The following is a 24,323-nucleotide window of genomic DNA, read 5'->3' on the forward strand; positions in this document are numbered from 1 at the left end:
CTGTGCTTGACTCTTGTGGTTAAAAACAGGACATTTTAAATGGTTTATCGCATAGACATTTTAATTGGTGAATAACAGCAACTATATCTCCAAATAGAAATGTCTGCATTCTCACCAATAAAAATGTCTAGTTTATGATGGTTTAAACATCATGGACTGGATATGAATCGAGATGCTGAACACTATGATTGACAAGGAAATACAACGTCTCAGTTTTCAAAGATTTTCGAGATCAACGTATGACTCAAGCCTGTCTGGTTGCTGCTTAAGCAACTTATATTTTTAAAGCACTTCAAACTCAATCCTACGATTTTTCTGTCTACCTTCAGCCGTTGTATTATCCGCTACAGGCTTGCTAGATCCCAATCCTTCGGTGTTCAGTAAATGTCCCGGAATATTTTTTGCGATCAAATAAGTTTTAACGGCTTCTGCACGTTGCTGACTCAACATGAGGTTTTTATTAGCATCGCCAGAGCTATCTGTATGGCCAATAATTCGTACCTTTTTACTACCCACCTTACTTAAGGCACTGACCATTTCATCCAGAATCTGTATGCCTGAAGCTGCCAATACCGCACTGCCAGATTCAAATTCAATGATTCGATTCTTCAATGCTGCATCAATAATCTGCTGTTCTATCTGATTGACTGAAAGCTGTGTATTTAAACGGTAATTTGTTGGTATAAGGCTTTGAAATTTAGCTGTAGTTTCCTGAATTTGAACAGGATTTGATACTTTACCTCTCAGCTGGATATCAGCACCTTTTACTGTTAATTTTCCCTGTCTTACCTTTTTCAGGTCTTCATTAATTACATTGCTGACGGTATTTGACCAGCCTGCTGATGCCGTGACCTGACGGATCTGGATGCGATCTACTACATTTTCCCGTCCATAAGTTGTATATAATTTACTCAATATTTCCTGTTTAGTGTTTTCGTTTGGTACAGCACCTTCGATAATGACCGGTTGTGCATATACAGAAAAACTCACTAATAAGTATGATATTGTATTGATTTTTATAAGTTTTTTTAATTTTAAATTCTTGATTTTTATATTCATTTTATATTTCTACAAATGTCTGTTTAAATAATTTGATGCCTCGAGCCAGACTCATCTGACGCTCACTTAAGGACTGTTCCAGTGTTGCCAGGCCTGCATTATTTTCCAGGTATTGATCAATCCAGGTTGCATTGATAAGTGATACCCAATGCTGACTATCCAGATTTTCCGTGAAAATGTCGCTCAAAGCCTGTATGTCTGCACCTTTAAAGCCAAATAACAAGATTGGCTTTTCTTGATGCAATACACCAATCAATAGTTCTGTATGATGATGTTTCACAAACTGACTGATTAAACTGACCCAAAATGCTGCAATTTCATAGCAATAACTGATGTTATGAATGGGTAAAATCAGTACCTTATTCAAACGACTTGTGCCTTGCTGAATAACCGGTTGCAGCAATAATCCCAATCCAATCAGGCTTTGCGACAGCTGATACGCACTAAGATTCATCAGTCTAGCAAAGGAATGAATAGTATGAGGTTCATAAAATATCTGTGCCTCTTCATAGCTGGATACCATAATCTGGTTACTAAGCTTATTCAGTTTATCCAGCAAAATATCGCTATCTCGTATTGAACGCATTACACGATTGCACTGATAAAGCTCAACCAGTGCTGACTTATAACACAAGGGTGAATACACGATATTTTCAAATGGCTGTTCATGCTCAATCAGATGACTGACTACCATGGGAAACTGCCGGCCTGAGCTGTCTTCACTGGAAATCAGATTCGCTACCAGAAATAGCCTTGCCTTCGGATTGGCAATAAAGAAATCCAGCGATGGTAATTGCGCATAGGCCTGTTTGAACTCTGTCTTTTGCATGGCAAATTCCAATGCTTCCGTAATCCATTGATCAATCAGCTGAATCAGCTGATATTGTCCTCGTGACTTGAGAAAATCGCCACGAGCTGGACATTTACCATAATAAAGTGGTGTAGTTTTTAACTCATACATTACTCACCTCCACCATTTTCTTCAGTTTGAGTTGAATCCTCATCATGGTACAGCTGCTCCTGTATTGGCGAATGCCGTAGTCGGACCTGCTTGGCCTGAGCTTTGCTGAGGAGATATAGAAACACTTTGCGCAGCGACGACACGCACCGATTTATTGGAAACTACCTGATCTACCAGTTGCAGGTTGGCATAGTTCGGCTGGCCACCAATTGAATTGCTATTCTGGCCGCTAACCAGCCGGAAGTTTACTTTTACTGAAAGTTCCGGATTCTCCTTGCTCTTCCAGATCATTTCAAAGTTATTGCCTTTTTGGGTACGCTGGGCACTTTCAATCAGGCGGTTAATTCCATATTCACCTGGTTCATCAAAAATGGTGTGGGTCTTCCCTTCCAGATCCACCACGGTAATACGCGCACCCGGAATCGATCCCGGATTTGGCCAGACAAAGTTCACCCATTGTTGTACCCCATTTTCAAAAAGCATACGCTGCCCATCGATATCAAAGGTATAGGCTAAAAGTTTTGGATTTTCCAATGGGTAGAACTGGAAATTGGACTGGTTTACAGCCGGTACTATACGCTGCCCCTGATTCAATTCACCTGTTGCTACGCCATGACTAGGTGCTACATAGGTCTGGAAATTCGCTACAAAAGTTGGATTAAGGCTGATCCCCAGATCCTGCCAGCTTTTTGAAGTTAAGGTATAACCACGACGGATCACCAAAGGATCCAGATGCTCTTTTACAAAACGTGCAATACTGCCACTTTCACCAAAAATCTGATTAATTTCATTAGAAGTAGCTTGTAAATTTGCCTGACTGCTAAATGGATACTTCTGAGCCAGACTCTGGGTAAATGGCTGGTACGACTGCATGGTCCAAAGCTTGTTGATTTCTGCCTGTGCAGGAACAATCAGGCTTTCAAAAGACTGGATTAAGGGTGCAATCAGCAGGTTTTGCAGTAGCTGCTGATCCAGCTCTGTAGTGCCAGCCGACATTTTCTCGGCCACAAATTTATGGGTGGTGTTGAAAATGGAATTCTGCTCATGAATAGTTTGTTTTACTAAGGCCATACTTGCAGGACCAATATCACCAGAGCTTTTCAGGTCATTGAATTGACTGCGGATTTTGGAAATCGAAAGCATGTAGCCATCTAGCAGGGATTGATTCTGCAGATCATCCCGATGACGCGCCATCTGGTAGAATACCTGAAATTCACGTGCAATCACGCCATGGCCTAACTGGTTACTCGCCAGTTGTGCTTGTTTTTCTGCATCACGATTGAGCACTTTACGTTTGAACCAGGCAATAAAGCCTTTTTGTGGCACAGCCAGTTCTGCTTGAACCACCGGATTATCCCAGCTGGTTTCTTTGGCCACATGCTGGATCAACGTCCTGATTGGAGAATTTTCAGGTTCACCCAGGATATCAATCTGTTTGATTTGCTGGTTAAAATCACCTGCCTTGGCATAATGAACCGCATTCAGAAACTTACGCCATTCGGCAATATATTCCTTTTTATACAACTCAGTCAGCTGGCGACGGATCTGTTCAGGACTACCACTAAAGCTTAAGTCATCTGATTGTGTGGTATTCAACACCCAGTCTCGACTATCCGTTGAACTGGTTGCTGCCTGTTCAATCGCTTGCTGCACATAATCTTTCCAAGCCTGATAGGTATAAACTCCTGGCAAAGCATAGCTGCCCAGCATGACATTCTGGTTAGTTTCCCCCAGAATCTGTTTTACCGTAATTGCCGGGAAACGCACCGCAGCACGCATCTTGATTTCGTTATAAACGCGATCACGTGCAGAAACACCGGTGTTAATTGCTGTTAAGATCTGACGGGTCTGATCAACCAGTACCGCATCAGAATTCATCTGAGGGAAACCATTATGTCCTGACAATGTAATGGCATAGCTTAAAATCTGTTCAGCTTTCTGGATCATTTCTCCACGCGGCATTTCACCCCGGTTTTGCTCCAGCCATGTACGCCAGAAACGCGTCATCTGATCACTTAGGTGACTGGAATCCATATATTGAGGATTACTCAACATGAGATAGGTTTTCAGGGCATTGTAGGCATCTTGAGAATTTTGATCAGAAGGTTCTGAAGCAATCTGACGTCCTTGCGCCACATGGGTGATTTTCACCCGGATATGATTTTCTTTTAGAACTGCTTCATTGGCTTTAACCCGTTGCAGGTACTGTGCAATCTGTTGCTGGGTTGGCTGAAGAACCAGATGCTCAATGCCTTTCAGATATTCAGTTTGCAGTTTTTCCCGAATCTGATTACCTTGATACAAACTGAAACTGTATTTCAATGGCCGGTTTTGATCAAATTGATCCAGTTGCTGTAAATGACCTTGTAAAATCAGCAAGCTATCCAGTTGATGAGTGAGTGAAGGATTTGCCTGTACTTGCATCTTTACTACTTTATTAAGATCAGCCTGAACTTCAGCAATCAACTGCTGGTTATTACGGTAGGACCATAGCCATAAACTAAGAACAATTGATATGCTAAGAATCGCTCCTGTGAAGGCCATAAAGCGCTGGCGTTTTTTCGCAGGGTTAATATGCTGACGCACCAAATGCTTATCTTTTAGGATGACCTCAGAAAACAGATTTTTCAGAAAATAACCATGATCCTGAGAAATAGACTGTTTCGGCAGACCAATTTCACTATCATCACTGCGGATCAGATGAAAATCATCAGCGATCTGTTCCGTCATCGGACTTTCAATTACGCCGTCCTGCAAGGCACTGGTAAAGTAAAAGCCTCGGAAAATCGGTTTAAACTGGTAAGGATTTTCCTGAAATAGTGTAGAAATGAAGGTTTTTAGAACCGGTTTTAAGCTCTTAAACTCCAGCGGAAAAGTCATGACACTTGGAGAAATATGCTGTGAATGGCGACGGCTCAGATGTATTGTACTGACACTTTTCAGACCATCGTATAAAATGTTGTAATGTTGCTCGAATAATTCTACCGCCTGCTCGCTGGAATTGGCTGCATACGGTAAGGTTGCCCCCCAGACCTGATCAAATTCCTGTGCATCATAACAGTCAAAGAATTCAGTAAATCCTGCGATCAGGTCCATTTTAGAAAAGACTAGATATACAGGAGCAAAAACTTCCAGACGTTCGGTTAAATCCTGAATACGGGCACGAAGGTTTTTGGCTAATTTTATAGATTTTTCCGGGCTTTGGCTCACCAGTTCAGCAATACTGACAATGACAATCAGGCCATTTACAGGTGTCTTAGAACGATTTTTCTTAAGAATGTTCAGGAAACCAAGCCATTCAGAATGATCTTCCGTATAGACTGAATAACGTCCTGCAGTATCCAGCAGAACACCTTCAGTTGAGAAAAACCAGTCACAGTTACGGGTTCCACTTAAGCCAGAAGACACCATTTTCTGGTGATGTTCTTCAAATGGAAAGCGCAGCCCTGAATGATAAATGGCAGAGCTTTTCCCAGCTGCCGGATTGCCAATCACCATATACCAGGGCAACTCATATAGCGCAGCATTGCCCTTACGATCTCCAAGTCTGGACTTGCGGATCAGTTGAATTGACTCCTTCATCTGCTGTTGGATCAGCTGTAACTCTTCCTTATTCTTATGCTTGTACTGTTCAGCTTCAGTGGTACTAGCAATCGCCTCGTAAATTTCTTCACCTTTTTTGGCATGTCGATAATGCTGGATGAATGCATAAATACCCCAGATCACCAGCATCAGGCTATAAACCGCCACCAGAATCCAGAACACACGCTCGGATACGGTATTTTTCATGGAAAAAATCACCACGAAAAATGACAATGCCATAATCGCTTTTGGATTGGTCACATACTGCCAGACATATCCCAAGATCGTATAAAATAATGTATTCACTGTAATCTCTTATATTTCTTTATTATCTTTCAAGTTTTTAAAATTTTTCAGGCTGCGTTCTGTTTAAGTTCCTCAATCATATTTACAGGTTGGTAGACAAAAAATGTCTGAGGATGCTGTACTGAATAAGCCAATGTAATGACATCTTCATTCATTTGCATACACAGCAATATTCCAAATAGTGCTTTCATCTCTGTTGCACCGCCTAGATAAGCATAACAATACAGGCCGTGATGCAGTTCTATTCCAAATTTACCCAGATACTGTTGAACCTTCTTTGCTGTGCTGATCTGTAAGGGATCATCCAGAAAAAGTATAAATGCAGCTTCCTGCTGTAGCTGATCAGCAAAGTTTGGACTTTTTTTCTTCAAATATTCACTAATATTTTTGACATGCTTAACGAATTTTATTGTTTTTATTTCTGTCAAATCTTCAATGCTTAACTGTAGTGAAGACAGGCATATACTCGCTGCATATTCTCCCGGCAGATATTGTTCCGACTGCCATAACTGCTGTTCCAGCCACTCCTGGTCAATTTCAGACTGTACAGCAATCACCAGACTGACCAGTTCATTTTGCTGCTGAATATCATTGAGCAGGTTCATCCAGAGTGAATAGGCATTGTTATGATCGACATAATGAAACTCGACATGAATCTGGCTCTGCACAATTTCATATTGCTGTTCTAGCTGTTCAATCAGCTTCTGTTGGGTTTCATCTGGCCAGAGATGAATTAAGGTTGCCGGCAGCAGAATATGCAGATTCAATTTATTTAATCGTGCAACCTGTTCAACTGGAATATCCGTTTCTTTCTCTTCATCAAACTGTTCATTGATCCAGCCCGGATGCATACGATATTGATAAGCTGTCTCTGCATCATAGAACATAGCTGACTTTCTAAGATGTGTAGCAATGTGATACAGGCTTTCACTATGTTGCTCCATCTGCTGCTGAATCAGTAAATTTATACGTTGCACTCGCATGCTGTGCAGGGTGTCATTCTCTTCTGCTTCGGGTAATAGCTCGTCCAGACTCCGAATACGATAAGACAGGATGGGCAGTCCATAGTGATTGGCCAAGGTTTCATCCAGTTCCGGGCTTTTAAACGCCTGCAAAGCATCAACAATGTCCTGATTTTCACCAAAGCTGTGGATTGCCGCAGATGAATAGACTTTTAGCGTCAGTTCTTCGACCGGTTTCTCCTTGTTTTTCTCTAGTTCACTTTGCTGTTGCAGATGTTGCTCTTTATTTTTAGCAGCTTCTAACTTTTGTGCTTTCCCTGTCTGATAAGCTTTTAGCGATGTGTAAATCAGCCATGGAGAAAGCAATAACAAGCCAGCACAAACCGGCAGCAGAATAAAGAATTGCAGCATATCCATGCCGGTTGGATCGTATTGCACATCACGCCAGTAGTAGATGACTAGACTACTTGTAATCAGGATCAACGCCAGAATAGTAGAGACAATGACCTTAATCATGCTGCTCTCCCCATCAGGCTATAATAGGTTTCCTGATTATCAGCAGATGCTTGTGGCATCAGAAAAGCGCCCTGTCCTAGCCCTACACTTTCATCACCAAGCCGGATGGGACGGATTTCTTCCTTGTTTAATATCAGCCGCAGATCCACCATCAAGGTCGGGCTGCACCAGGTTGCAATGATCTGTTTGAGTTTTTCGCTCTGCTTTTGTTGCGGAAGAAAGCTTAGATAGTCTTGCCGGTTTAATGGGCCAATTACGATTTCAATTTTTTCATCAATCTGGGTCAGCAATTCACCACAAAAACTATTGATTCCCAATAAAGCGGGAGTAGATCCACCCAAGGAAGATTTTTGAAAATCTTCCAGCTTGAACTGTTCTGGTAAATACTCCCTGATCTTCACCTTATGCTTGAACATGCAACTCAGCATGGTTTTCAGCACATAAGCACTATTATTTTGCCCCTGCATTAAGCCGGAAAATTCAGCAAAATAATCATCCAGATGATTCTGCTGATGCTGTTCACGCACATAGCCATTTAGCGCATGTAAAATTTCCAGATAATAATTGTCCTGTTCAATTTCATAGCGCAGTGGCAAATGATAGTTAACTGAAGCATCAATATATTGCGCGGTGAGTTTATGATTAAACAACCCGAGAAAATGCAGGGTTTCCTCACGCTGTTGACGTGGACTTTGCTTAATACGATAGGTATAGGCATAAGGCAATACTCCCTGTATACCGGTCAAGCCAATCATCGCGCTGGTCAGCTGAATTTTCCGATCTTTCCATTCCAGACATTCAATCTCGGATTTTGCAAAATTCAGGTTCAGTGAACTCGTAAAACTAAATCCCCTGTTCCAGTCCTGTAATTGATTTTGCTCAGGATAATGACGCAACAAACGAGTCGCCTGCACCAGTTCAAAGCGGGTTGGCTGCTGATACAGCTGCTCCACTACAGAAGTTTTTTGCCACCAACGTTCTGCACGCATTGGTATACCTCCTGTTCTGTTGCAGCATCAATTACAACCATTTCCACATAACTGTTCATTTGTACTTTCAGGTTAAAAATATGATTAAGCAATTGGACAAAGACATACAGACTTGATCCGCGAAATGCTTCGTTATTCATCTTGACCTTTGCACTTACACCACGGACAAACAGTGGAAAAGGTTTATGGTCCAATAATTTCTGGCTCAATGAAAAATCAATCGATTGAATTGCTTCAATCATCTGCTGATTTTCTTTGGAAGCTGGCAGGTTATACAGTTCCAGCAATTCCTTAAGATGCGTGACTGCATCGCCTTTCATCAAGGAGAGATTATTCAGGCAAAGATGGGAAATAATACGCCATTGTTCTTTTTGGCTCTGCTTGAATATATAAGGTAAAGATGGGCGCTTTAACAACACTCCACGTCGAGCCAGCTGACTGTCATTTAAGCTGAGTGCATTCTGATCCTTGTTATAGCTTTCATAAGGCAGATCGCGGTTACAGCACAGCAGCCGAGTACTGATAAAATCAGAGAAGGTATTCTGTGGCTCCAGGCTTTTGGAAATTAAAGAAAATTTCAGGTCATTCTTTTGCGTACTGGCAATTTCTGGCTGCAGATGATAGTAAAATTGTGCACCTTCATGCCGGTAATGACTCATGGCAAAAAACGGTAAGACCTGATGGGCAAATTGTTCTTTATCACTTTTTTCACGAATCAGGTTCATCTCGGAGACCGAATACACCTGATAATATTCAGGATGATGCGCATCTGAAATGAGTGAATATTCCAGTCGCTGATGATTGATTTTCTGTGGTTCGGCCTGTTTCTCAAACAGATTAATGACTGGTGTAGTGAACAACTTGAAATTGGCGAGATCCAGTTCTGAATAATTGCGAATCGCGGCCTGATCATTCAGGTTCATTTTAAAGTGAAGATGCAGCTCAAAATTCGACGTATCGGGTTCGACCTGATTGAGAAAATCCATATTCAGGTTCAGGAAACTGAACTTGTCTGGAAAGCAAAAGTATTCAAGTAATAATCGATATGCATGATGAGTATGCTGATCCACCGGCAGTAAACTCTCTTCCTCAGTAAAACCTAACAATTCAAATGGATTAGGAATTTTAAATTCTTGATCATCTATCTTGATTGAAAATTGGGTTTCAGACTTAAATATCTGATCCATAACCTGTAAAGGAAAACTTGAAATTGCATCCAGATAAATGGGTAGCTGGTACTGTGGCAGTAATTTCAGCTGATGATTAAAGATTTCAAAATCCAAAATCAGTGTGGCATTACGGTTTAAGTGAATATGTGCCGAAGGATGAGTTTTGAAATTGACAGATTTCAATGCAATGGGGAGTAAAGTCACATTCTGTACAGTCCGGTATTCACATTGTACGCCGCGTACACTTTTAGACTTTAAAGATGTATTTTTAGGAATCCGATGTGCATTACTCAGCTGTTTGATTTTATTGACATCTTCAAAACTAACAATAGAACATGCTGGAAACGGCTTTAAATACTGGGGAAACATCACCTCAAAAATTGATCGGGTGAAAATTTGATAGCTGTCATTCAGCTTTTTATCAATGCGTGCCGAGATCAGTGAAAATGCCTGAATCAGGCGTTCAATATGCGGATCGTCAATCTGCTCCTGATTTAAGGACAGACGCTGGGCAATTTTAGGATATTTATTGGCAAATTCTCGGGACTGCTGGCTAAATTCCTGCAGCTGCTTTTCGTAATAAGGTAATACTTCTTCAATTGCGCTCATTCTAATTATAATCTTGGCAAAATAACGTATTGTTGTGTGGTCGGTTTCAGTAAAGCATCAAAAACTACAGGTTCATATAAAGGATGGATATTTAAATAGGCATGAATGCTAAGGCAAAGACTACCCATATTGTTTTCATCCAGCAGCATTTCTACCCGTACATGTTTAAGCCGTGGTTCATGTGCTGAAATAGATGCTTCAATTGAGCGACAAATTTTGTCGCGATCCATTGGGTTTGCGGTCGATAAACCGACAAAATCAATAATGCCAAATTGCAGGATGGACTGTTTTACCCAAGCATAGTCATCAATAATATGATCCAGTTTGGCCATTCGGCTATTTAATAAATCTTCCAGATCTGCCGCCACGGCTTCACGCAATTTCTGAATCGACAGGCCTTGTGTACTGACTTCATCTTGTGGCAACAGCCGGTCAAATAAGGTTGGACGGAATCCATAAGGATAAAGCTGATCCAGATTCATGCGTTTCCATCATCCATTTAGAATATTCAACTTTCAGCTAGAGACCTGCATGTGCAAGCCTCTAAATACAGAAGAATTAAGCTGCATAAGATGCGGTATTATTCGATAATGACCATTTTTTGGTTATGGCACCTTTCTGCGTTCCGTTAATATCTTGCTGGTTATAAGTCCATTCAACCGCAGCATATTTCAGACCAAATGCTTCAGTCGGTACACCTTCTTCATTCACGCTTGGCGTTACTTGAGAAACCAGCACGTGTTTCAGTTTGATCTGAAGGTATTTGATACGCTTGTCGCCGTTGGCACGATAGAAGTCAATTTGCACTTCATCAAAGGTATAACCAGCAGAGCAGGCTTCCCAAAGTTTGGGGCTGGTTGCATCCAGGTCTTTGACAAAAATCATGTCAGAATGTTCTACACGCTCAGCGGTATGACCACCAACGCTAGAAGAAGTTGCAGATTTTGGCTGACGAATATTATGTGACCAGGAATTTACTTCTAGCCAGCTTTTATGTTCAGAATCGCGTGATTCACCATCTACTTTATATTTACCGCGAAATTGGACGTATATATCTTTCATTGTTATTTTTAACCTGTTTTATTATAAATAATAGAAAACACAACCGGCTTAGCTGCTCGATTGCGGCAATTCAGTGACCAGCCGCAGGGATACTGACAACTCATCAAGCTGGAAATGTGGTCGCAAGAAGACCACTGATTTGTAGTGACCAGGTTCAGCTGGACTTTCTACAACTTTGATTGACGCTTCACGTAATGGATACTGCGCCTTGGATTCCTGAGAAGCACCGTCATCCAAGAGCACATATTGTGATAACCAGTCATTCAGGAAGGCTTCAACATTACCAGCTGAAGCAAAACTACCGACTTTGTCACGCATCATCGCTTTCAAATAATGCGCAATACGCGAAACTGCCATAATGTATTGGATCTGACTTGATAAAGCTGAGTTGGCATTGGCTGCATCATTGTCATATTTTTTTGGTTTCTGGGTCGATTGCGCACCAAAGAACGCTGCATAATCTGTATTTTTGCAATGCACCAGCGGAATAAAACCCAGGTCGCTGAGTTCTTTTTCACGTCGGTCGGTAATGGCAATTTCAGTTGGACATTTGAATATTACATCACCATCATTGGTCTTGAACGTATGTACAGGTAGGCCTTCTACCACACCACCCCCTTCTACACCACGGATCGCTGCGCACCAGCCATGCATGTCAAATGCATTGGTCAAACGGGTACCGAAGGCATAAGCTGCATTCATCCATAGATATTCGTTATGATCTTCACCAGAAACCTCTTCAACGTAGTTAAACCCTTCAGTTGCAGTACCTTCTTTTGGATGATATGGCAGACGACCCAATACACGTGGCATGGTCAATGCGACATAACGTGCATCATCACTTTCACGGAAGGAACGCCATTGCACATATTCAGCGGTTTCAAAAATCTTGGAAACATCGCGTGGACGATCAATATCAGTAAATGATTCAAGACCAAACATGCTTGGACTAGCTGTCGAAATAAATGGTGCATGTGCTGCTGCTGCCACATGTGAAATCTGTTCCAGTAAAAACATATCTGTTGGCGTACGATCAAACTCAAAATCACCAATCAAGGTCGCATAAGGTGCACCACCGAAAGAACCATATTCTTCTTCATAAATCTTTTTAAATAAGGTACTTTGGTCAAAATCAGTCGCACTTTGGAAGTCCTTGATCAATTCCTTTTTAGTGGTATTCAACATCCGGATTTTAATCAAGGAATTGGATGGCGTTTCCTGACAGAAATAATATAAACCACACCAAGTCGATTCAATTTTCTGAAATTGTTTATGATGCATGATTTTGCTGAGTTGGGTTGAAATCAGTGCATCGATTTCGGCAATACGTTTATCCAATGCCAGGATCATGTTGTCAGATACGGTGATTGTCCCTGCCATGACTTCGCGTGCCAGTTCACCAATCAGGCTTTTGGCACGATCATGCTCTTCATCAGTACGCGCGATACGACTACGCTCAACGATAGAGTCAAGTAATGAGTATTCTTCAACATTCACATTTTCAGCAGTTGCTGCATTTAAATTACTCATTTTCAGCCTCCACGCTTATCTTGCGAATCTGATCCGTACTTTTCAGCACGTCATCAAGAATATCTTCCAGACGTTCATTATTGGAAATTTTGTTGCGTAAATCCGTTAAACGTTCACGTGCCTCAACCAGTCGACGTAATGGTTCAACCTGCTGTACCACCTGTTCTGGCTTAAAGTCACCCATGGAATTGAAGGTCAGATTTACAGATATCTTGCCACCCTCTTCGGTCAGCGTGTTCTCAACCTGAAAGTTGGCACGTGGCGCCAGTGATTCCATGACTTCATCAATATTGTCTAAATCCACATTGATAAATTTCTTGTCTTTTAGTTTGGTTTTTTCCAGCTCGGATGCTGCTGAAAAGTCTCCAAGTACCCCAACCACAAAAGGTAATTCTTTCACTTCACGTGCATCACCGACTTCCACATCGTAAGTTAATTGAACCCGCGGTGGACGAATCCGCTGTAATTTCTTCTGTACACTTTCACGCTTAGCCATGATGCTGATTCCTATATTATTTTTTATTAATTATTACGAAGTGCGCCAAATGGATTGGAGGTAGGCGGAACATTACGGGTGACGACAGGCTCATTTTTCTTGGCGACAACATTACTGGTAGATGTTTCTTTGGCTTTAGTCGGAGCACTTGGACGTGACTTGGTCGAGCTGGATTTTTTGCTCGAACTTGCCACAGTTTGTTTCTTGGTGCTTGAATTCTTCTCTGCACGTAGAGGCATTACAGTGACGGGTTGAGACAGACGTACATTGTCATTGAAAACTTTGGTAATGGCATAGGTTTCTTCAGTCAGCGGACGAATTTCGGTGCTGCGCATATAATTCACAGCTTTATTTGAAATCGCCACACCAGAAAGGAATGTGATATCTGTTAATTGACGTGTTGTATAATTTTCACGATTTAACTGATCTACAGCTTGAAGTGCCTTCAGATGCAGACCACGATCCAGATAAAGCTGGGCAATATTGGCTTTAATTTCACGCTGCAACTTAAGATCTTTCTGAGCTGGCTTGGTACAAAGCTGTTGATACTGTTGCAGGATTTCTGGATCAGTATCTCCGTCAGCCAGTGGATACGCTTTAAGACATGATTTTTTCAGGGTTGCAGCATGCGTCTGCATCAAACTCATCGTGCAGACAACCATCATCAACACGAGTATGGAACTCAGATTTTTTTTCAAAATAAGCCTCAAATTTTTCTTTTTCTGGTTGTTTAATTTTTTATTTGAAATGATTTTTCTGTATTTATTGTTTAAAAATCATCTTGCGAATTTAACAAAAAATGATCACACTAAGTCAACAACAAAAATTGAATTTTGTGAAATATTTTTTAACAGTATTTTAATAAATGTTAAAGATTATATGACTTTTATTATTTTATTCATTAAAAAATATGCAATAACAGGATCAGAATAGATCAGTAAAACTGATTAGATTGTAGTCATGCAAATAAATAATAAGAACAGCGCAGTGATATTTTTTAATTTTTAAAGACATTGTGCCTTGCAAGAATAAATAATGAGAAACACATGAATAACCTAAAAATTTTAATTACTAAATTATCTGATCATGCACGCTTATGTCTTGAGAAATCTGCCAACACCTGTATTAACCAGCAAAACTACGAAATCGAAATTGAACATTTTTTCCTGGAATTGCTGTCGCATGAACAGCTAAATGATGTCCAGTTTCTGCTTAAAAATTACAAGCTCTCCAAAGATGCCCTGCTGGATGATCTAAAGGAAAGTTTACTCCAGCTTAACAAAGGAAACTCACGCACCCCTATTTTTGCCAAGTCAATTATCCGTTTACTTGAGCAAGCTTGGCTATTGGCATCTGCTGAAAAAGAACCTGTCATCCGTAGTGGACACCTACTGGTAGCTTTACTGACTGCTTCCGATCTGTATCAGATTGCGATGCGTTCATCCTGTATTTTTGAACTGATTCCGATCGATACAATGAAGCATCAGTTTCTGGCTTTATGTCAGGACAGTATCGAAAATGTGTCAACTCAAACTCATCCTTCTCTGCCAGTAAAAACTCCAAACTCTCAAACTTTACTCAAAAAAACACCAGCACTGGATCAATACACGATCAACCTGACCCATAAAGCTGTTGAAGGAAAAATTGATCCAGTGATTGGGCGTGAATTTGAAATTCGCTTAATGCTGGATATTTTAATGCGCCGTCGTCAGAATAATCCAATTTTGACGGGTGAACCGGGTGTCGGCAAAACTGCGGTGGTTGAGGGTTTGGCACTAAAAATTGCCCAGCAACAGGTACCTGACGCTCTGAAGAATGTGCAATTACATGTGCTGGACATGGGGCTGTTACAGGCCGGTGCCAGTGTCAAAGGTGAATTTGAGAACCGCCTGAAACAGGTGATCCAGGAAGTACAAAGTTCTTCTCATCCAATCATCCTGTTTATTGATGAAGCACACACCTTAATTGGCGCAGGTGGTCAGGCAGGCCAGAATGATGCTGCTAATTTACTCAAACCGGCACTTGCACGTGGAGAACTACGAACTATTGCAGCAACTACTTGGGCTGAATATAAACAATATTTTGAAAAAGATGCAGCTCTCAGCCGCCGTTTTCAGGTTGTCAAAGTTGAAGAGCCGACTGAAGCGGTCGCGATTGATATGCTGCGTGGCATGATTCCAGTGATGGCTCAACATTTTAATTTACAGATTGATGAGGAAGCGATTGTTGCTGCTGTGCATAGTTCGCATCGTTATATCAGTGGACGTCAACTTCCAGATAAAGCGATTAGTGTCCTGGATACTGCAGCCGCTCGGGTTGCATTGACCCAGAATGCACAGCCGGCTCAACTCGATCATCTGCAAGCACAACTGCATAATCTGGAATTGGAACACAAGCTATTAACCCAGGAAAACCAGAACCTGCCAATTCATCATGCAAGACTAAATGATCTTTCTAAAAAAATTGCAGATTTAAAACAGGACATTCAGTATCTAGCCGAACAATGGCAACGAGAATTACAGATTGTTCAGCAGATCAGGGATATTCAGGCACAAGAACACGATAAAAAATCCAGTCAAAAAATTGCAAAATTACGTTTAGAACTGACTGAAGTACAGCAAAAAAAACCATTGGTCTTTGAACGGGTCAATGCCAGCATCATTCATGAAATCATTTCGGATTGGACAGGTATTCCAGTGGGCAAGATGGCCAATGATGAAATCCGGCAGGTATTACAGCTAGAAGACCGTCTGGCTCAGCGTGTGATGGGACAGGATTATGCCCTGCAACAACTGGCGCAAGGCATTAAAACGTCTAAAGCCAAATTGGAAGATCCTAACAAACCACAAGGTGTTTTCTTATTAGTGGGACCAAGTGGGGTTGGTAAAACTGAAACTGCCCTCGCCCTCGCCAATGAACTGCATGGGGGCGAGTCACATCTAATCACGATTAATATGTCTGAATATCAGGAAGCACATACCGTTTCTTCATTAAAAGGCGCACCGCCAGGTTATGTCGGTTATGGGCAAGGTGGCGTACTGACTGAAGCTGTTCGCCGTAATCCATATAGTGTGGTTCTGCTGGATGAAATTGAAAAAGCACATAGTGATGTACAGGAACTGTTTTATCAGGTCTTTGATAAAGGCATGCTGGAAGATGGTGAAGGTCGTTTGATTGATTTTAAAAACACCACAATTTTGCTGACTTCAAATGCAGGATCATCTGCGATTATGCAGGTCTGTCTCAATCAGGAACCTGAAAACTGGCCAAGTGAACATGAGCTGATGGAACAGCTTAAGCCAAGTTTATATAAACAGTTCAAGCCGGCGTTCTTGGGGCGTATGCAGATCGTACCGTACTTCCCGCTGCATGATGATCTGCTGATCAGAATCATTGAACATAAACTTGGCAAAATTATTCAGCGTGTTCAGGCACAATACAAGACAGAAGTTACTTATAGCGATGATCTGCTAGAACTAATCCTAAGCCGTTGTTCAGAAGTTGATAGTGGTGCCCGTAATGTTGACCATATTCTCAATGCCAGCGTATTACCGGCTTTAGCGACTGAAATTTTGATGGCGTTGAGTGAGGAAAAAGTTCCTGAAAAAATTAAGATTGATGTTGAAAATGATGAAATCATTTATCACTTAGATCCACAGCAATTTAAAGCGAAAACTAAACGCATCCGGAAACAGAAAACGGATGCTGTATAAAGCTATATTTTAAAAGATAAAGAATTAAATAAGAAGAACAAGTTTCAGGTGAAGAATGATTCTAGATATTGAACAACTGCTTGCCCCAATCTCTGATCATCAGCCAGGTGGTGAGGATTGCTCGTTTTCAAATGACTTTCATGCCATTAAAAAGGCCAAAACTCAGGATGATCCTCTGTTAGATCAAGGCGACTGGATCTCTGAGCCACGTCAGGCAGACTGGCAGTTTGTGTTGAATAAATCAGTTGAGTTGTTAAGTGATAAAACCAAAGATCTGCGTCTTTATATCTGGTTAGCTGAAGCTTGGGCAAGAACTCACGGATTTGAAGGGGTTGCACGCGGCCTGGAACTGAGCCATCGCAGTATTCAGCAATATTGGCAGGACATGCATCCTTTAATTGAGGATGATGATCTGGATCAGCGCCTGGGTTTGCTACAAGGCTTAATCAACCAGATTCCAGCTTTGATGAAACAGGTTCCCCTGGTCAGTCAGGCGCCGTTTTATCATTTAGGAAATTATGAGGCATTTTTACATCAGAAAAATGTCCGGATACGCCGTAATCAGCAGGATGAAGATGGCGAATCTTCAAGTAGCAACGATGAGCTACAAAAGTTCGAGCAATTGCTACAGGCTACTTCCCACTCTGTAATAATAGAAAACTACCAGCAGGTTTTGGATATTCAACAGCACTGGCACCATCTAAAAACTATTCTGGATGAATTACTGGGTTTGAATGCACCGAGTTTTTCTGCAATTGACGAACAGATTGATTCGATCATTTCCCTAATTAAACGTCTATATAAAGTGGAACAATTAGCGAATCAAAATACTGAAAGCTTAATCTCGCCGACAGACTCAGGAATTCAGCAAGTTTATACAGATACTTCCTCCCCTGTTGTTCAAACTCAATTCCGGTTACAGCCACAAAATCATCTGGCCAATCGGGAACAGGCATTGAAAGTCTTAAATGAAATTGCGGATTATTTCCAGATGCACGAACCGCATAGTCCGGTAAGTTATATGCTGCAAAAAACCATTCGCTGGAGTCAGATGCCACTTCATGAATGGCTGGCACAAGTGATTAAAAATGAAAATCCCCTGGAACAGGTTCAAGAGTTACTAGGTGTACACGATATGAATAATTCCAATAATGAGTGGTAATACTGAATGTTTAAAGCAGAAAAAGTTCTTTGGGGTGAAGGCCTATTTTTAAGACCTCAGCATTTTCAGTTACAGGATGCCTATCACGAACAACGCCTGAACCATATCATTCAGGCGAGCTTGCCTTTTGCCTATGGAATTCAGTCAATTGAATTCGATGAAACCCAGTTAGGCATGAATATACTGGCACTCAGCCGGATTAAAATGGTCTGGCAAGATGGGGAAATTTATCGTGCACCTGAACTGGATCTATTACCTGAACCCATACAGCTTGATACTTTGAATCTGCGTACAGAAATGGCGATTTATCTTGCTTTACCGATGATTCAGGCAAGTAAGCAGAATCTTCATCATCAAGATCATTCTCAATCCAGCCGCTACCATTCCTATTTAAGTTCAACCCATGATCTGTTTACCAATGCGGCTACAGCAGAAATTACCTTGGTACGCCGTCGTGCTGAATTTAAGATTTTTGAAATAAGCCAGGGACCTGAACAGGCTTTGGATGGCTATTTTTATCTTCCGATTGGCACAATGAAACGGCAAAGTTCCGGGAATTTTGTACTGGATCACAAGTTTATTCCCCCCATCCTGCATATCGAAGCATCAGAAAATCTGTTGAATAATCTGAAGCGTACCTTGAATATTATCCGGGCCAAGATCAAAACCATTCAAAACAATAACCGGGAAAATGAACAGAAACTGATTGAATTCCGTTCTGGTGATATTGTGTCTTTCTGGCTGGTGAATGCACTCAATACTGCACATGCAACGTTGAATCACATCTTGCAGTATCCACGTATTCATCCAGAACGGCTGTATTCTGAATTATTACGTCTGACCGGCTCGCTCCTGACTTTTTCAACCGCCTATGCTGTCGATCATTTACCCCAATATCAACATCATCATTTACAGGAAAGCTTTGGCCAGCTCGACGTGATTTTACGTGAATTGCTGGATACGATTATTTCAAACCGCTATATCAGTATTGCCCTGAAAGAAACCCGTCCATCCTATTGGGTTGGCAGTCTTGAAACAGACAAAATTTCCCGAGAAACCCGTTTGTATCTTGCAGTATCGAGTAGTGTCATGCCAGCCCATGATCTGATTGCCTATGTGCCGATCCGTTTCAAGGTTGGCAGTACTGTCGATGTTGAACAACGCGTGATTGCAGCACTGCCAGCTGTACCTGTTCAGCATCTGATTCAAGTGCCAACCGCCATTCCAGTGCGTTCAGGGGTAAGCTATTTTGAAATTGAACCAAATAATGAACTGTATCAACGGATGTTGGAGTCCGAGACCATCTGTATCTATATCCCCAGCGGATTCCAGGATATTTCAATTGAACTGATTGCTGTGGTAAATGGATAAGAATAATGAATAGTATTAATAATGCGCCATCGCTATTTGATGATGGACAAATTGGTACAGGTTTTCAGACCAATACAAAGATAGATAAGAGTCAACACTCAGCAACTACCCATCTGGTCGATCTATTACATGATGGATTCTATGTGGTTTTCCTGATTCGCAATCAGTATGTACCCTCTAATCCGGAGTCCTTCCGCCAGAAAGTGCTAGATATGCTGGCACGTTTTGAAAACCAGGCAAGAAAACTGCAATTTTCTGCAGAAGATATTAATAATGCACAATATGCATATTGTGCTTTGTTAGATGAGACGATTGCCACCCAACAGGATTCCCGTTTTTTTGACCTGAAAAATTTCTGGATGATGAGCCCGCTACAACTCAGTTTATTTGGATCACAACTGGCTGGTTATCGTTTTTTTGAACACATGGAAGAAATCCGCAATAAAGACAAGGAATGCCTCGCCGTTCTTGAAGTTTATCATTACTGTTTATTATTAGGTTTTCATGGTAAATACAGAATTGAATCAATGAGTCAGTTGAACAGTCTGATTAGTCGTGTCGGTGATCAAATCGATTACCTCAAAGGGAAAAAGGCATTTTCTCCTTTTGCTGCAATTCCAGACCAGATTAAACATATCATTCACCGTGAATTGCCATTTTTCTGGATTCTGATTTTCTGGCTAGTGTTTGCTCTGGCAAGCTTTATTGGTCTGCACTATGTGTTGTCCAAAGACCGTAATGCAGCATTTTCCCAATATCAGAATGTGATTAGTGTTCCTGCAGAACAGGCCCACATCACTATCCATTTACCATAAATATTATACTCACTATGGCAAACAAAAATAATAAACATATTCGTCTTTTACAGTCTATAAAGCCGGTTCCTCATTCTCCTAAATTTTACCTATTGAGCGGATTTGTATTGGGGGTGCTATCAGTAAGCTCTGTTTTACTAGTCTATGGTTATTATCAGAATTATTCGGGATCAAGCCGTACACGAGTTAATGCAGAAAATCATCACATATCCGACTTAAATCATGCCGCAGAATCTGAGCAAATTATTCCAAGAGCCGCTATGCCGTTGGATCAGGATAATATCCAGAACCCAGAAGATGGTTTTGATCAGAATATTGAAAATATGTTTAAGGTAGCAAAGCCAGAAAGTAATGCAGAATCTAAAAACCATACTTCACCTTTTGAATCTGCGTTTGGTGCCCAAGAGCAAAAACCTTTAATTCAGGCCAATGATAAAAATAAACCACTTAAACCGGAAATTCGGACAATTCAATCTTCAGCAATAAAGACTAAGATAATTAAAGGTTCGCAAAAAAGTTCTTTAAATATAAATGCTGATCGTCTATCGCCAGCACAAACAGAAAAATCTGTTGAGCTAAAAACTACAAATACTTCGTCACAGGAACAGCCCTCAGCAACTACGCTACAGGAAAGTGCTGAAGTAGCACTGTCATAAATAGCATGATCTACTTCATTTTTTTCAGTTTTGTTTTGCTTAGCTTAGGTATGTTGCTGCTGGTTTCTTATGAATTCCGAATCCGGTTGATAAACCTGTGCATGCAAATTTTACCATATAGCAAGAACCGAATTTTGGCAGCCAGACAGGTTGCCTGGGAATTTAATCAGGCAGCATCTTCAGATAAAATCCAGTCACATTGGCATATTCAACAATGGTGGATTTTGCTGGCGGCCTTAGTGTTATTTAGCAGTATTGTAATTTTTACTTTAACCCGCCCCATTACTGCCAGTACTTTTGAAGCAAATTATTTACGTGAAGTTGATCCCCAAATTTATACTTTACTCGATGGTCAGGTGTTAGCACCGCCCCCAGAAGTAGAAGGTCATCTGATTGAAGAAGCCATACAGGGAGAAGTCCATTACTATACCAATGTTGTTTCTGCCCAAGTTATAAATCCACCTGATCCTACTGAAGATGTACATCTGCCTATGATCCATAATCATAGTGATCTCAATATAGTTAACCGGAAATGGAATAAAATTAATCCACGTTATAAACAGCGTTTATTGATGGTCTTCAAAATAATGCGTGAACAGTATGGATATGAACTGGTTTTACTAGAAGGTTATCGCAGTCCGGAACGTCAAAATTCACTTTCTGCAAATCCGAATACCACGCGTGCTAGAGGTTATCAAAGTTATCATCAGTTCGGTTTAGCAGCTGACGTTGCCTTTAAACGTCATGGTAAAGTCATCATCAGCGAACGTGATCCATGGGCAATGCGTGGTTATGAACTGTATGGTCAAGTCGCAGAATCGGTCGGACTCACATGGGGCGGTCGGTGGAAATCGATTAAAGATTATGGTCATACTGAATATCGTATGCCAGGTTTGAAAAAAACCGCTGAAATGGCAAACCAGTTGGTTAATGAAGGTCAGCTACAGGCAGCTGGATACTGACCTTCGATTCAAAGTTTCAAAGTTAACCGTGTTATTTATTATTGTGCATCTAGAAATGCTTGTATATGTTCCAGTACTTGTGCAGGATTTTCAGCATGCAGCCAATGACCTGCATTTTCAATGAGTTCAACTTTGGAATGGGTGAATTGGCGGTCAATCGCAGCGAAATGCTCTGGTTTAGAAATATAAAAAGAGTTACCACCTCTGAGAAAAAGTGCCGGAGTATCAATTGGAGTAATATCTTCCCAAAATAAAATATCCTGATAATGGTTAAAGAGCGCCTGTACATTAAACAGCCACTTCCCTTTGTTAAAAGATTTTAGCAAGAACTGAATTACCATTTCTTCATTCAGATATTCACGCATGATTTTTGTCGCTTCTAACCGGGAACTTAGGTTTGCACGCTCGACAGCAAATAAGGCTTCAAAAATTTCCGCATGATGATTTTCATGATATGGGATTGGAGTTATATCCAGAACCACAAGCTGCTCTACCCGATTACGCGCAATATCAGACAGTTTCATGGCAACTTTGCCGCCCATAGAATGCCCTACCACAACAAATTTGGTGATGTTAAGACTATCTAATGTTTCAAGTACATCTTTTGACATCAAGTGGTAATTATGCTCATCACTATGTCCAGATAAGCCATGGTTGCGCAGATCTAACTGAATGACGGTACGCTGGCTTGAAAAATGTCGCGCCAGCATTCCTAAATTACTCAAGCTGCCGAATAAACCATGAATGAAGACCATTGGTACAAGTGTTGAGTTATCATGACTGGTGATTTGGTAGTTGAGGATCATTTGAGAATTCCGTGATTTCATAGATGATGTGGTGATATTGGAATTTTATTGGGAATTAATCAATTGCTAAATTTTAAAATATGCTTAGGCTATTTATATGCAATAATTTTTGCTTAGGCTAAATAGGTGAAACTGGTACAATTTTTTAAAATCAGAGAGGTCTAAAAACTAGCTGTTATTATTCAAATAAGCTCAGGTAGCTTTAAAATTTTTAATTTTCTGACTATCACTTATTTACTCATTCATAATCAAAAACTGGATATGCATAATAAGCCACACTACATTTACAAGTCATATTTCGGGTGTATAAGCAGTCAGGTGGAATTTACTACCTAGCTTCTTACAAATTGGCTAAGCAGAAAATACTATTATTAAGTTTCCTCCCCTTTTCTTTTCATAGCTATTAACATTTATAATTCGCTTAGGCTATTTTACAAACTTTTAAAGATATTTGAATTATTAAATATGAGCTGCGTGCAGCAACTAGCCTAGCTCGGATGAAAATCATTTCTTATCAAATACTATTTAGTATTTCTAGGAAGTTTTTAGAAAAATAATTGCCATTACTTAAATATTCTAATTAATGAGATAATATCAGTGGATATATCCCCGAGATATAAGGTAATTCTATCAAATTTATTTTAAATTAACTTAATAGTTTTATTGAAAATATATTAATAATGAACTTTTCGTATTTATAAAAGCCCGGTTATTCAAATTAGAATCATTTGCTTTATTTATATTTTCCAGCGAAAAACGTTCGAGAAAGAGAAGTGTTTTATAACCTATTCTACTTCCCTATTTTTACAAAATACACTCGCCGTCATTCCAGATTTAGTCAAACTTTGATCCTGCCGCTCCAGAAAGTTTCTGGCAATCATTGCCATCGTAGGTGCCATACTCAGATCACTATTTTCTTCGGACACCTTTTGAATATCCTCATAGGCTTTCAATCGATTACAGAAAGCCTGGCGTTGAGTTTGAGCATCTGCCTTTTGATCATCTTCATCTAAAATATGCTTGGTTTCATTCACGATTTTAGTCTGTACTGAAATAAACTGGTCGTAGGCACTTTGTGAAAGTGGCTCTGCAAAGAGCATACTATTTAGCCCTAATAGCAATCCAGCACAAATGAAAGATGATTTTTTTAGCATTTAGATTTCTTCTTTCCAGACATCTTCATAATCATCGGCATCGATCATGAAACGAAAACCTGTTTCCAGAGCCAGATACGGCAATACTTCTGGTGCAATATCCTGTAATTCACGTACGGTCATGGTTTCAAAAGCATCTTCACTTGAAGGTTCTCCCCCGTAAATATACCAGCTGATATTTTCAGCCGACTCAGGCTTTTTACGAATGCCGACAATTGGATCCTGTTTCAAGGTATGTACGGCCACGGCAACCACATCATCACCACTCACTGCAACATAAGCCGAACCAACTTCTTCACAGAGCAGTTTTTGTTCTGCGATCAGTTCTTGTAAAGGTGACAGGTTTTGCGTGTTTTTCGACATTCGGTTGTACTCATTAATTTTTTACATTAGCGCGCTATTTTAACTTAATTTTAATGAGGCTCATGAGAATTTCATCGAAA

Annotated in this window: 20 protein-coding genes; 6 read left to right on the forward strand and 14 right to left on the reverse strand. The window is 40.6% G+C overall.

The window, feature by feature from the left end; translation table 11 throughout:
- Window positions 1–282: 282 nt before the first annotated feature.
- The 11 genes from VXQ11_RS02560 to VXQ11_RS02610 all read right to left on the reverse strand — a co-directional run bounded on the left by VXQ11_RS02560 (window position 283) and on the right by VXQ11_RS02610 (window position 13,888).
- Window positions 283–1,059, reverse strand: a complete 777-nt coding sequence (locus VXQ11_RS02560) for an OmpA family protein (RefSeq protein WP_416705343.1) — start codon at window positions 1,057–1,059, stop codon at window positions 283–285.
- Window position 1,060: 1 nt separating this feature from the next.
- A complete protein-coding gene (gene tagF, locus VXQ11_RS02565; RefSeq protein ID WP_064102156.1) occupies window positions 1,061–2,020 on the reverse strand; it encodes a type VI secretion system-associated protein TagF in 960 nt (319 codons plus the stop codon).
- A 42-nt stretch (window positions 2,021–2,062) separates the two neighbouring features.
- Window positions 2,063–5,908, reverse strand: a complete 3,846-nt coding sequence (gene tssM / locus VXQ11_RS02570) for a type VI secretion system membrane subunit TssM (RefSeq protein ID WP_416705344.1) — start codon at window positions 5,906–5,908, stop codon at window positions 2,063–2,065.
- A gap of 47 nt (window positions 5,909–5,955) precedes the next feature.
- A complete protein-coding gene (locus VXQ11_RS02575) occupies window positions 5,956–7,386 on the reverse strand; it encodes a hypothetical protein (protein WP_416705345.1) in 1,431 nt (476 codons plus the stop codon).
- Complete coding sequence (tssG, locus tag VXQ11_RS02580) at window positions 7,383–8,375, reverse strand: type VI secretion system baseplate subunit TssG (RefSeq protein ID WP_416705346.1); 993 nt, start codon at window positions 8,373–8,375, stop codon at window positions 7,383–7,385. The genes VXQ11_RS02575 and tssG overlap by 4 nt, the downstream gene beginning before the upstream one ends.
- Complete coding sequence (tssF, locus tag VXQ11_RS02585; RefSeq protein WP_416705347.1) at window positions 8,339–10,153, reverse strand: type VI secretion system baseplate subunit TssF; 1,815 nt, start codon at window positions 10,151–10,153, stop codon at window positions 8,339–8,341. The genes tssG and tssF overlap by 37 nt, the downstream gene beginning before the upstream one ends.
- A 5-nt stretch (window positions 10,154–10,158) precedes the next feature.
- Window positions 10,159–10,635 carry a type VI secretion system baseplate subunit TssE gene (gene tssE / locus VXQ11_RS02590; protein WP_416705348.1) on the reverse strand — a complete coding sequence of 159 codons (477 nt, stop codon included), beginning with the start codon at window positions 10,633–10,635 and terminating at the stop codon, window positions 10,159–10,161.
- 76 nt (window positions 10,636–10,711) lie between these two features.
- Window positions 10,712–11,215 (reverse strand): Hcp family type VI secretion system effector, encoded by a 504-nt coding sequence (locus VXQ11_RS02595; protein ID WP_064096151.1) that lies wholly within the window; start codon window positions 11,213–11,215, stop codon window positions 10,712–10,714.
- Between the two features lie 48 nt (window positions 11,216–11,263).
- Entirely contained in the window at window positions 11,264–12,745 is a 1,482-nt protein-coding gene (tssC, locus tag VXQ11_RS02600; protein ID WP_416705349.1) for a type VI secretion system contractile sheath large subunit, read from the reverse strand.
- Complete coding sequence (gene tssB / locus VXQ11_RS02605; protein ID WP_416705350.1) at window positions 12,738–13,241, reverse strand: type VI secretion system contractile sheath small subunit; 504 nt, start codon at window positions 13,239–13,241, stop codon at window positions 12,738–12,740. Before tssB ends, tssC begins: the two co-directional genes overlap by 8 nt.
- 26 nt (window positions 13,242–13,267) lie before the next feature.
- On the reverse strand, window positions 13,268–13,888 hold the full coding sequence (locus VXQ11_RS02610) for a hypothetical protein (RefSeq protein WP_416705351.1): 621 nt from the start codon (window positions 13,886–13,888) through the stop codon (window positions 13,268–13,270).
- A gap of 399 nt (window positions 13,889–14,287) precedes the next feature.
- On the opposite strand from VXQ11_RS02610, the gene tssH reads away from it, so the two are divergent.
- From tssH to VXQ11_RS02640, 6 genes are read left to right on the forward strand one after another with little or no spacing between them, the layout of a single operon-like run.
- On the forward strand, window positions 14,288–16,954 hold the full coding sequence (gene tssH, locus VXQ11_RS02615; protein WP_416705352.1) for a type VI secretion system ATPase TssH: 2,667 nt from the start codon (window positions 14,288–14,290) through the stop codon (window positions 16,952–16,954).
- A 55-nt stretch (window positions 16,955–17,009) separates the two neighbouring features.
- Window positions 17,010–18,116 carry a type VI secretion system protein TssA gene (gene tssA, locus VXQ11_RS02620; protein ID WP_416705353.1) on the forward strand — a complete coding sequence of 369 codons (1,107 nt, stop codon included), beginning with the start codon at window positions 17,010–17,012 and terminating at the stop codon, window positions 18,114–18,116.
- Between the two features lie 6 nt (window positions 18,117–18,122).
- Window positions 18,123–19,487 carry a type VI secretion system baseplate subunit TssK gene (gene tssK, locus VXQ11_RS02625; RefSeq protein ID WP_064102150.1) on the forward strand — a complete coding sequence of 455 codons (1,365 nt, stop codon included), beginning with the start codon at window positions 18,123–18,125 and terminating at the stop codon, window positions 19,485–19,487.
- Between the two features lie 5 nt (window positions 19,488–19,492).
- The gene (gene icmH, locus VXQ11_RS02630) at window positions 19,493–20,302 is read left to right on the forward strand and encodes a type IVB secretion system protein IcmH/DotU (protein WP_416680079.1); all 810 of its coding nucleotides are present in this window, start codon (window positions 19,493–19,495) and stop codon (window positions 20,300–20,302) included.
- 14 nt (window positions 20,303–20,316) lie between these two features.
- Window positions 20,317–20,958, forward strand: coding sequence for a hypothetical protein (locus VXQ11_RS02635; protein ID WP_416705354.1), 642 nt, complete (start codon window positions 20,317–20,319; stop codon window positions 20,956–20,958).
- Between the two features lie 5 nt (window positions 20,959–20,963).
- Window positions 20,964–21,920, forward strand: a complete 957-nt coding sequence (locus tag VXQ11_RS02640; protein ID WP_064096141.1) for a M15 family metallopeptidase — start codon at window positions 20,964–20,966, stop codon at window positions 21,918–21,920.
- Window positions 21,921–21,958: 38 nt separating this feature from the next.
- On the opposite strand, the gene VXQ11_RS02645 is transcribed toward VXQ11_RS02640, so the two are convergent.
- The 3 genes from VXQ11_RS02645 to VXQ11_RS02655 form a co-directional block, all read right to left on the reverse strand.
- Entirely contained in the window at window positions 21,959–22,726 is a 768-nt protein-coding gene (locus VXQ11_RS02645) for an alpha/beta fold hydrolase (RefSeq protein ID WP_064096140.1), read from the reverse strand.
- Between the two features lie 785 nt (window positions 22,727–23,511).
- Window positions 23,512–23,880, reverse strand: a complete 369-nt coding sequence (locus VXQ11_RS02650) for a hypothetical protein (RefSeq protein ID WP_064096139.1) — start codon at window positions 23,878–23,880, stop codon at window positions 23,512–23,514.
- On the reverse strand, window positions 23,881–24,243 hold the full coding sequence (locus tag VXQ11_RS02655) for a hypothetical protein (protein WP_064096138.1): 363 nt from the start codon (window positions 24,241–24,243) through the stop codon (window positions 23,881–23,883).
- Window positions 24,244–24,323 lie beyond the last annotated feature (80 nt).

The organism is Acinetobacter sp. 197 (assembly GCF_048148385.1).
GTDB classification, from domain to species: domain Bacteria; phylum Pseudomonadota; class Gammaproteobacteria; order Pseudomonadales; family Moraxellaceae; genus Acinetobacter; species Acinetobacter pecorum.

What these genes read in the sequence shown, in the direction of transcription:
- VXQ11_RS02560 (WP_416705343.1), bottom strand. Translation starts at nt 1,059, where the DNA reads ATGAATATAAAAATCAAGAATTTAAAATTAAAAAAACTTATAAAAATC.
- tssG (WP_416705346.1), bottom strand. Translation starts at nt 8,375, where the DNA reads ATGCGTGCAGAACGTTGGTGGCAAAAAACTTCTGTAGTGGAGCAGCTG.
- VXQ11_RS02645 (WP_064096140.1), bottom strand. Translation starts at nt 22,726, where the DNA reads ATGATCCTCAACTACCAAATCACCAGTCATGATAACTCAACACTTGTA.
- tssH (WP_416705352.1), top strand. Translation starts at nt 14,288, where the DNA reads ATGAATAACCTAAAAATTTTAATTACTAAATTATCTGATCATGCACGC.
- VXQ11_RS02635 (WP_416705354.1), top strand. Translation starts at nt 20,317, where the DNA reads ATGGCAAACAAAAATAATAAACATATTCGTCTTTTACAGTCTATAAAG.
- VXQ11_RS02610 (WP_416705351.1), bottom strand. Translation starts at nt 13,888, where the DNA reads ATGAGTTTGATGCAGACGCATGCTGCAACCCTGAAAAAATCATGTCTT.
- VXQ11_RS02575 (WP_416705345.1), bottom strand. Translation starts at nt 7,386, where the DNA reads ATGATTAAGGTCATTGTCTCTACTATTCTGGCGTTGATCCTGATTACA.
- tssE (WP_416705348.1), bottom strand. Translation starts at nt 10,635, where the DNA reads ATGAATCTGGATCAGCTTTATCCTTATGGATTCCGTCCAACCTTATTT.
- icmH (WP_416680079.1), top strand. Translation starts at nt 19,493, where the DNA reads ATGAATAGTATTAATAATGCGCCATCGCTATTTGATGATGGACAAATT.
- tssK (WP_064102150.1), top strand. Translation starts at nt 18,123, where the DNA reads ATGTTTAAAGCAGAAAAAGTTCTTTGGGGTGAAGGCCTATTTTTAAGA.
- VXQ11_RS02655 (WP_064096138.1), bottom strand. Translation starts at nt 24,243, where the DNA reads ATGTCGAAAAACACGCAAAACCTGTCACCTTTACAAGAACTGATCGCA.
- tssF (WP_416705347.1), bottom strand. Translation starts at nt 10,153, where the DNA reads ATGAGCGCAATTGAAGAAGTATTACCTTATTACGAAAAGCAGCTGCAG.
- tssB (WP_416705350.1), bottom strand. Translation starts at nt 13,241, where the DNA reads ATGGCTAAGCGTGAAAGTGTACAGAAGAAATTACAGCGGATTCGTCCA.
- VXQ11_RS02650 (WP_064096139.1), bottom strand. Translation starts at nt 23,880, where the DNA reads ATGCTAAAAAAATCATCTTTCATTTGTGCTGGATTGCTATTAGGGCTA.
- tssA (WP_416705353.1), top strand. Translation starts at nt 17,010, where the DNA reads ATGATTCTAGATATTGAACAACTGCTTGCCCCAATCTCTGATCATCAG.
- VXQ11_RS02640 (WP_064096141.1), top strand. Translation starts at nt 20,964, where the DNA reads ATGATCTACTTCATTTTTTTCAGTTTTGTTTTGCTTAGCTTAGGTATG.
- VXQ11_RS02595 (WP_064096151.1), bottom strand. Translation starts at nt 11,215, where the DNA reads ATGAAAGATATATACGTCCAATTTCGCGGTAAATATAAAGTAGATGGT.
- tagF (WP_064102156.1), bottom strand. Translation starts at nt 2,020, where the DNA reads ATGTATGAGTTAAAAACTACACCACTTTATTATGGTAAATGTCCAGCT.
- tssC (WP_416705349.1), bottom strand. Translation starts at nt 12,745, where the DNA reads ATGAGTAATTTAAATGCAGCAACTGCTGAAAATGTGAATGTTGAAGAA.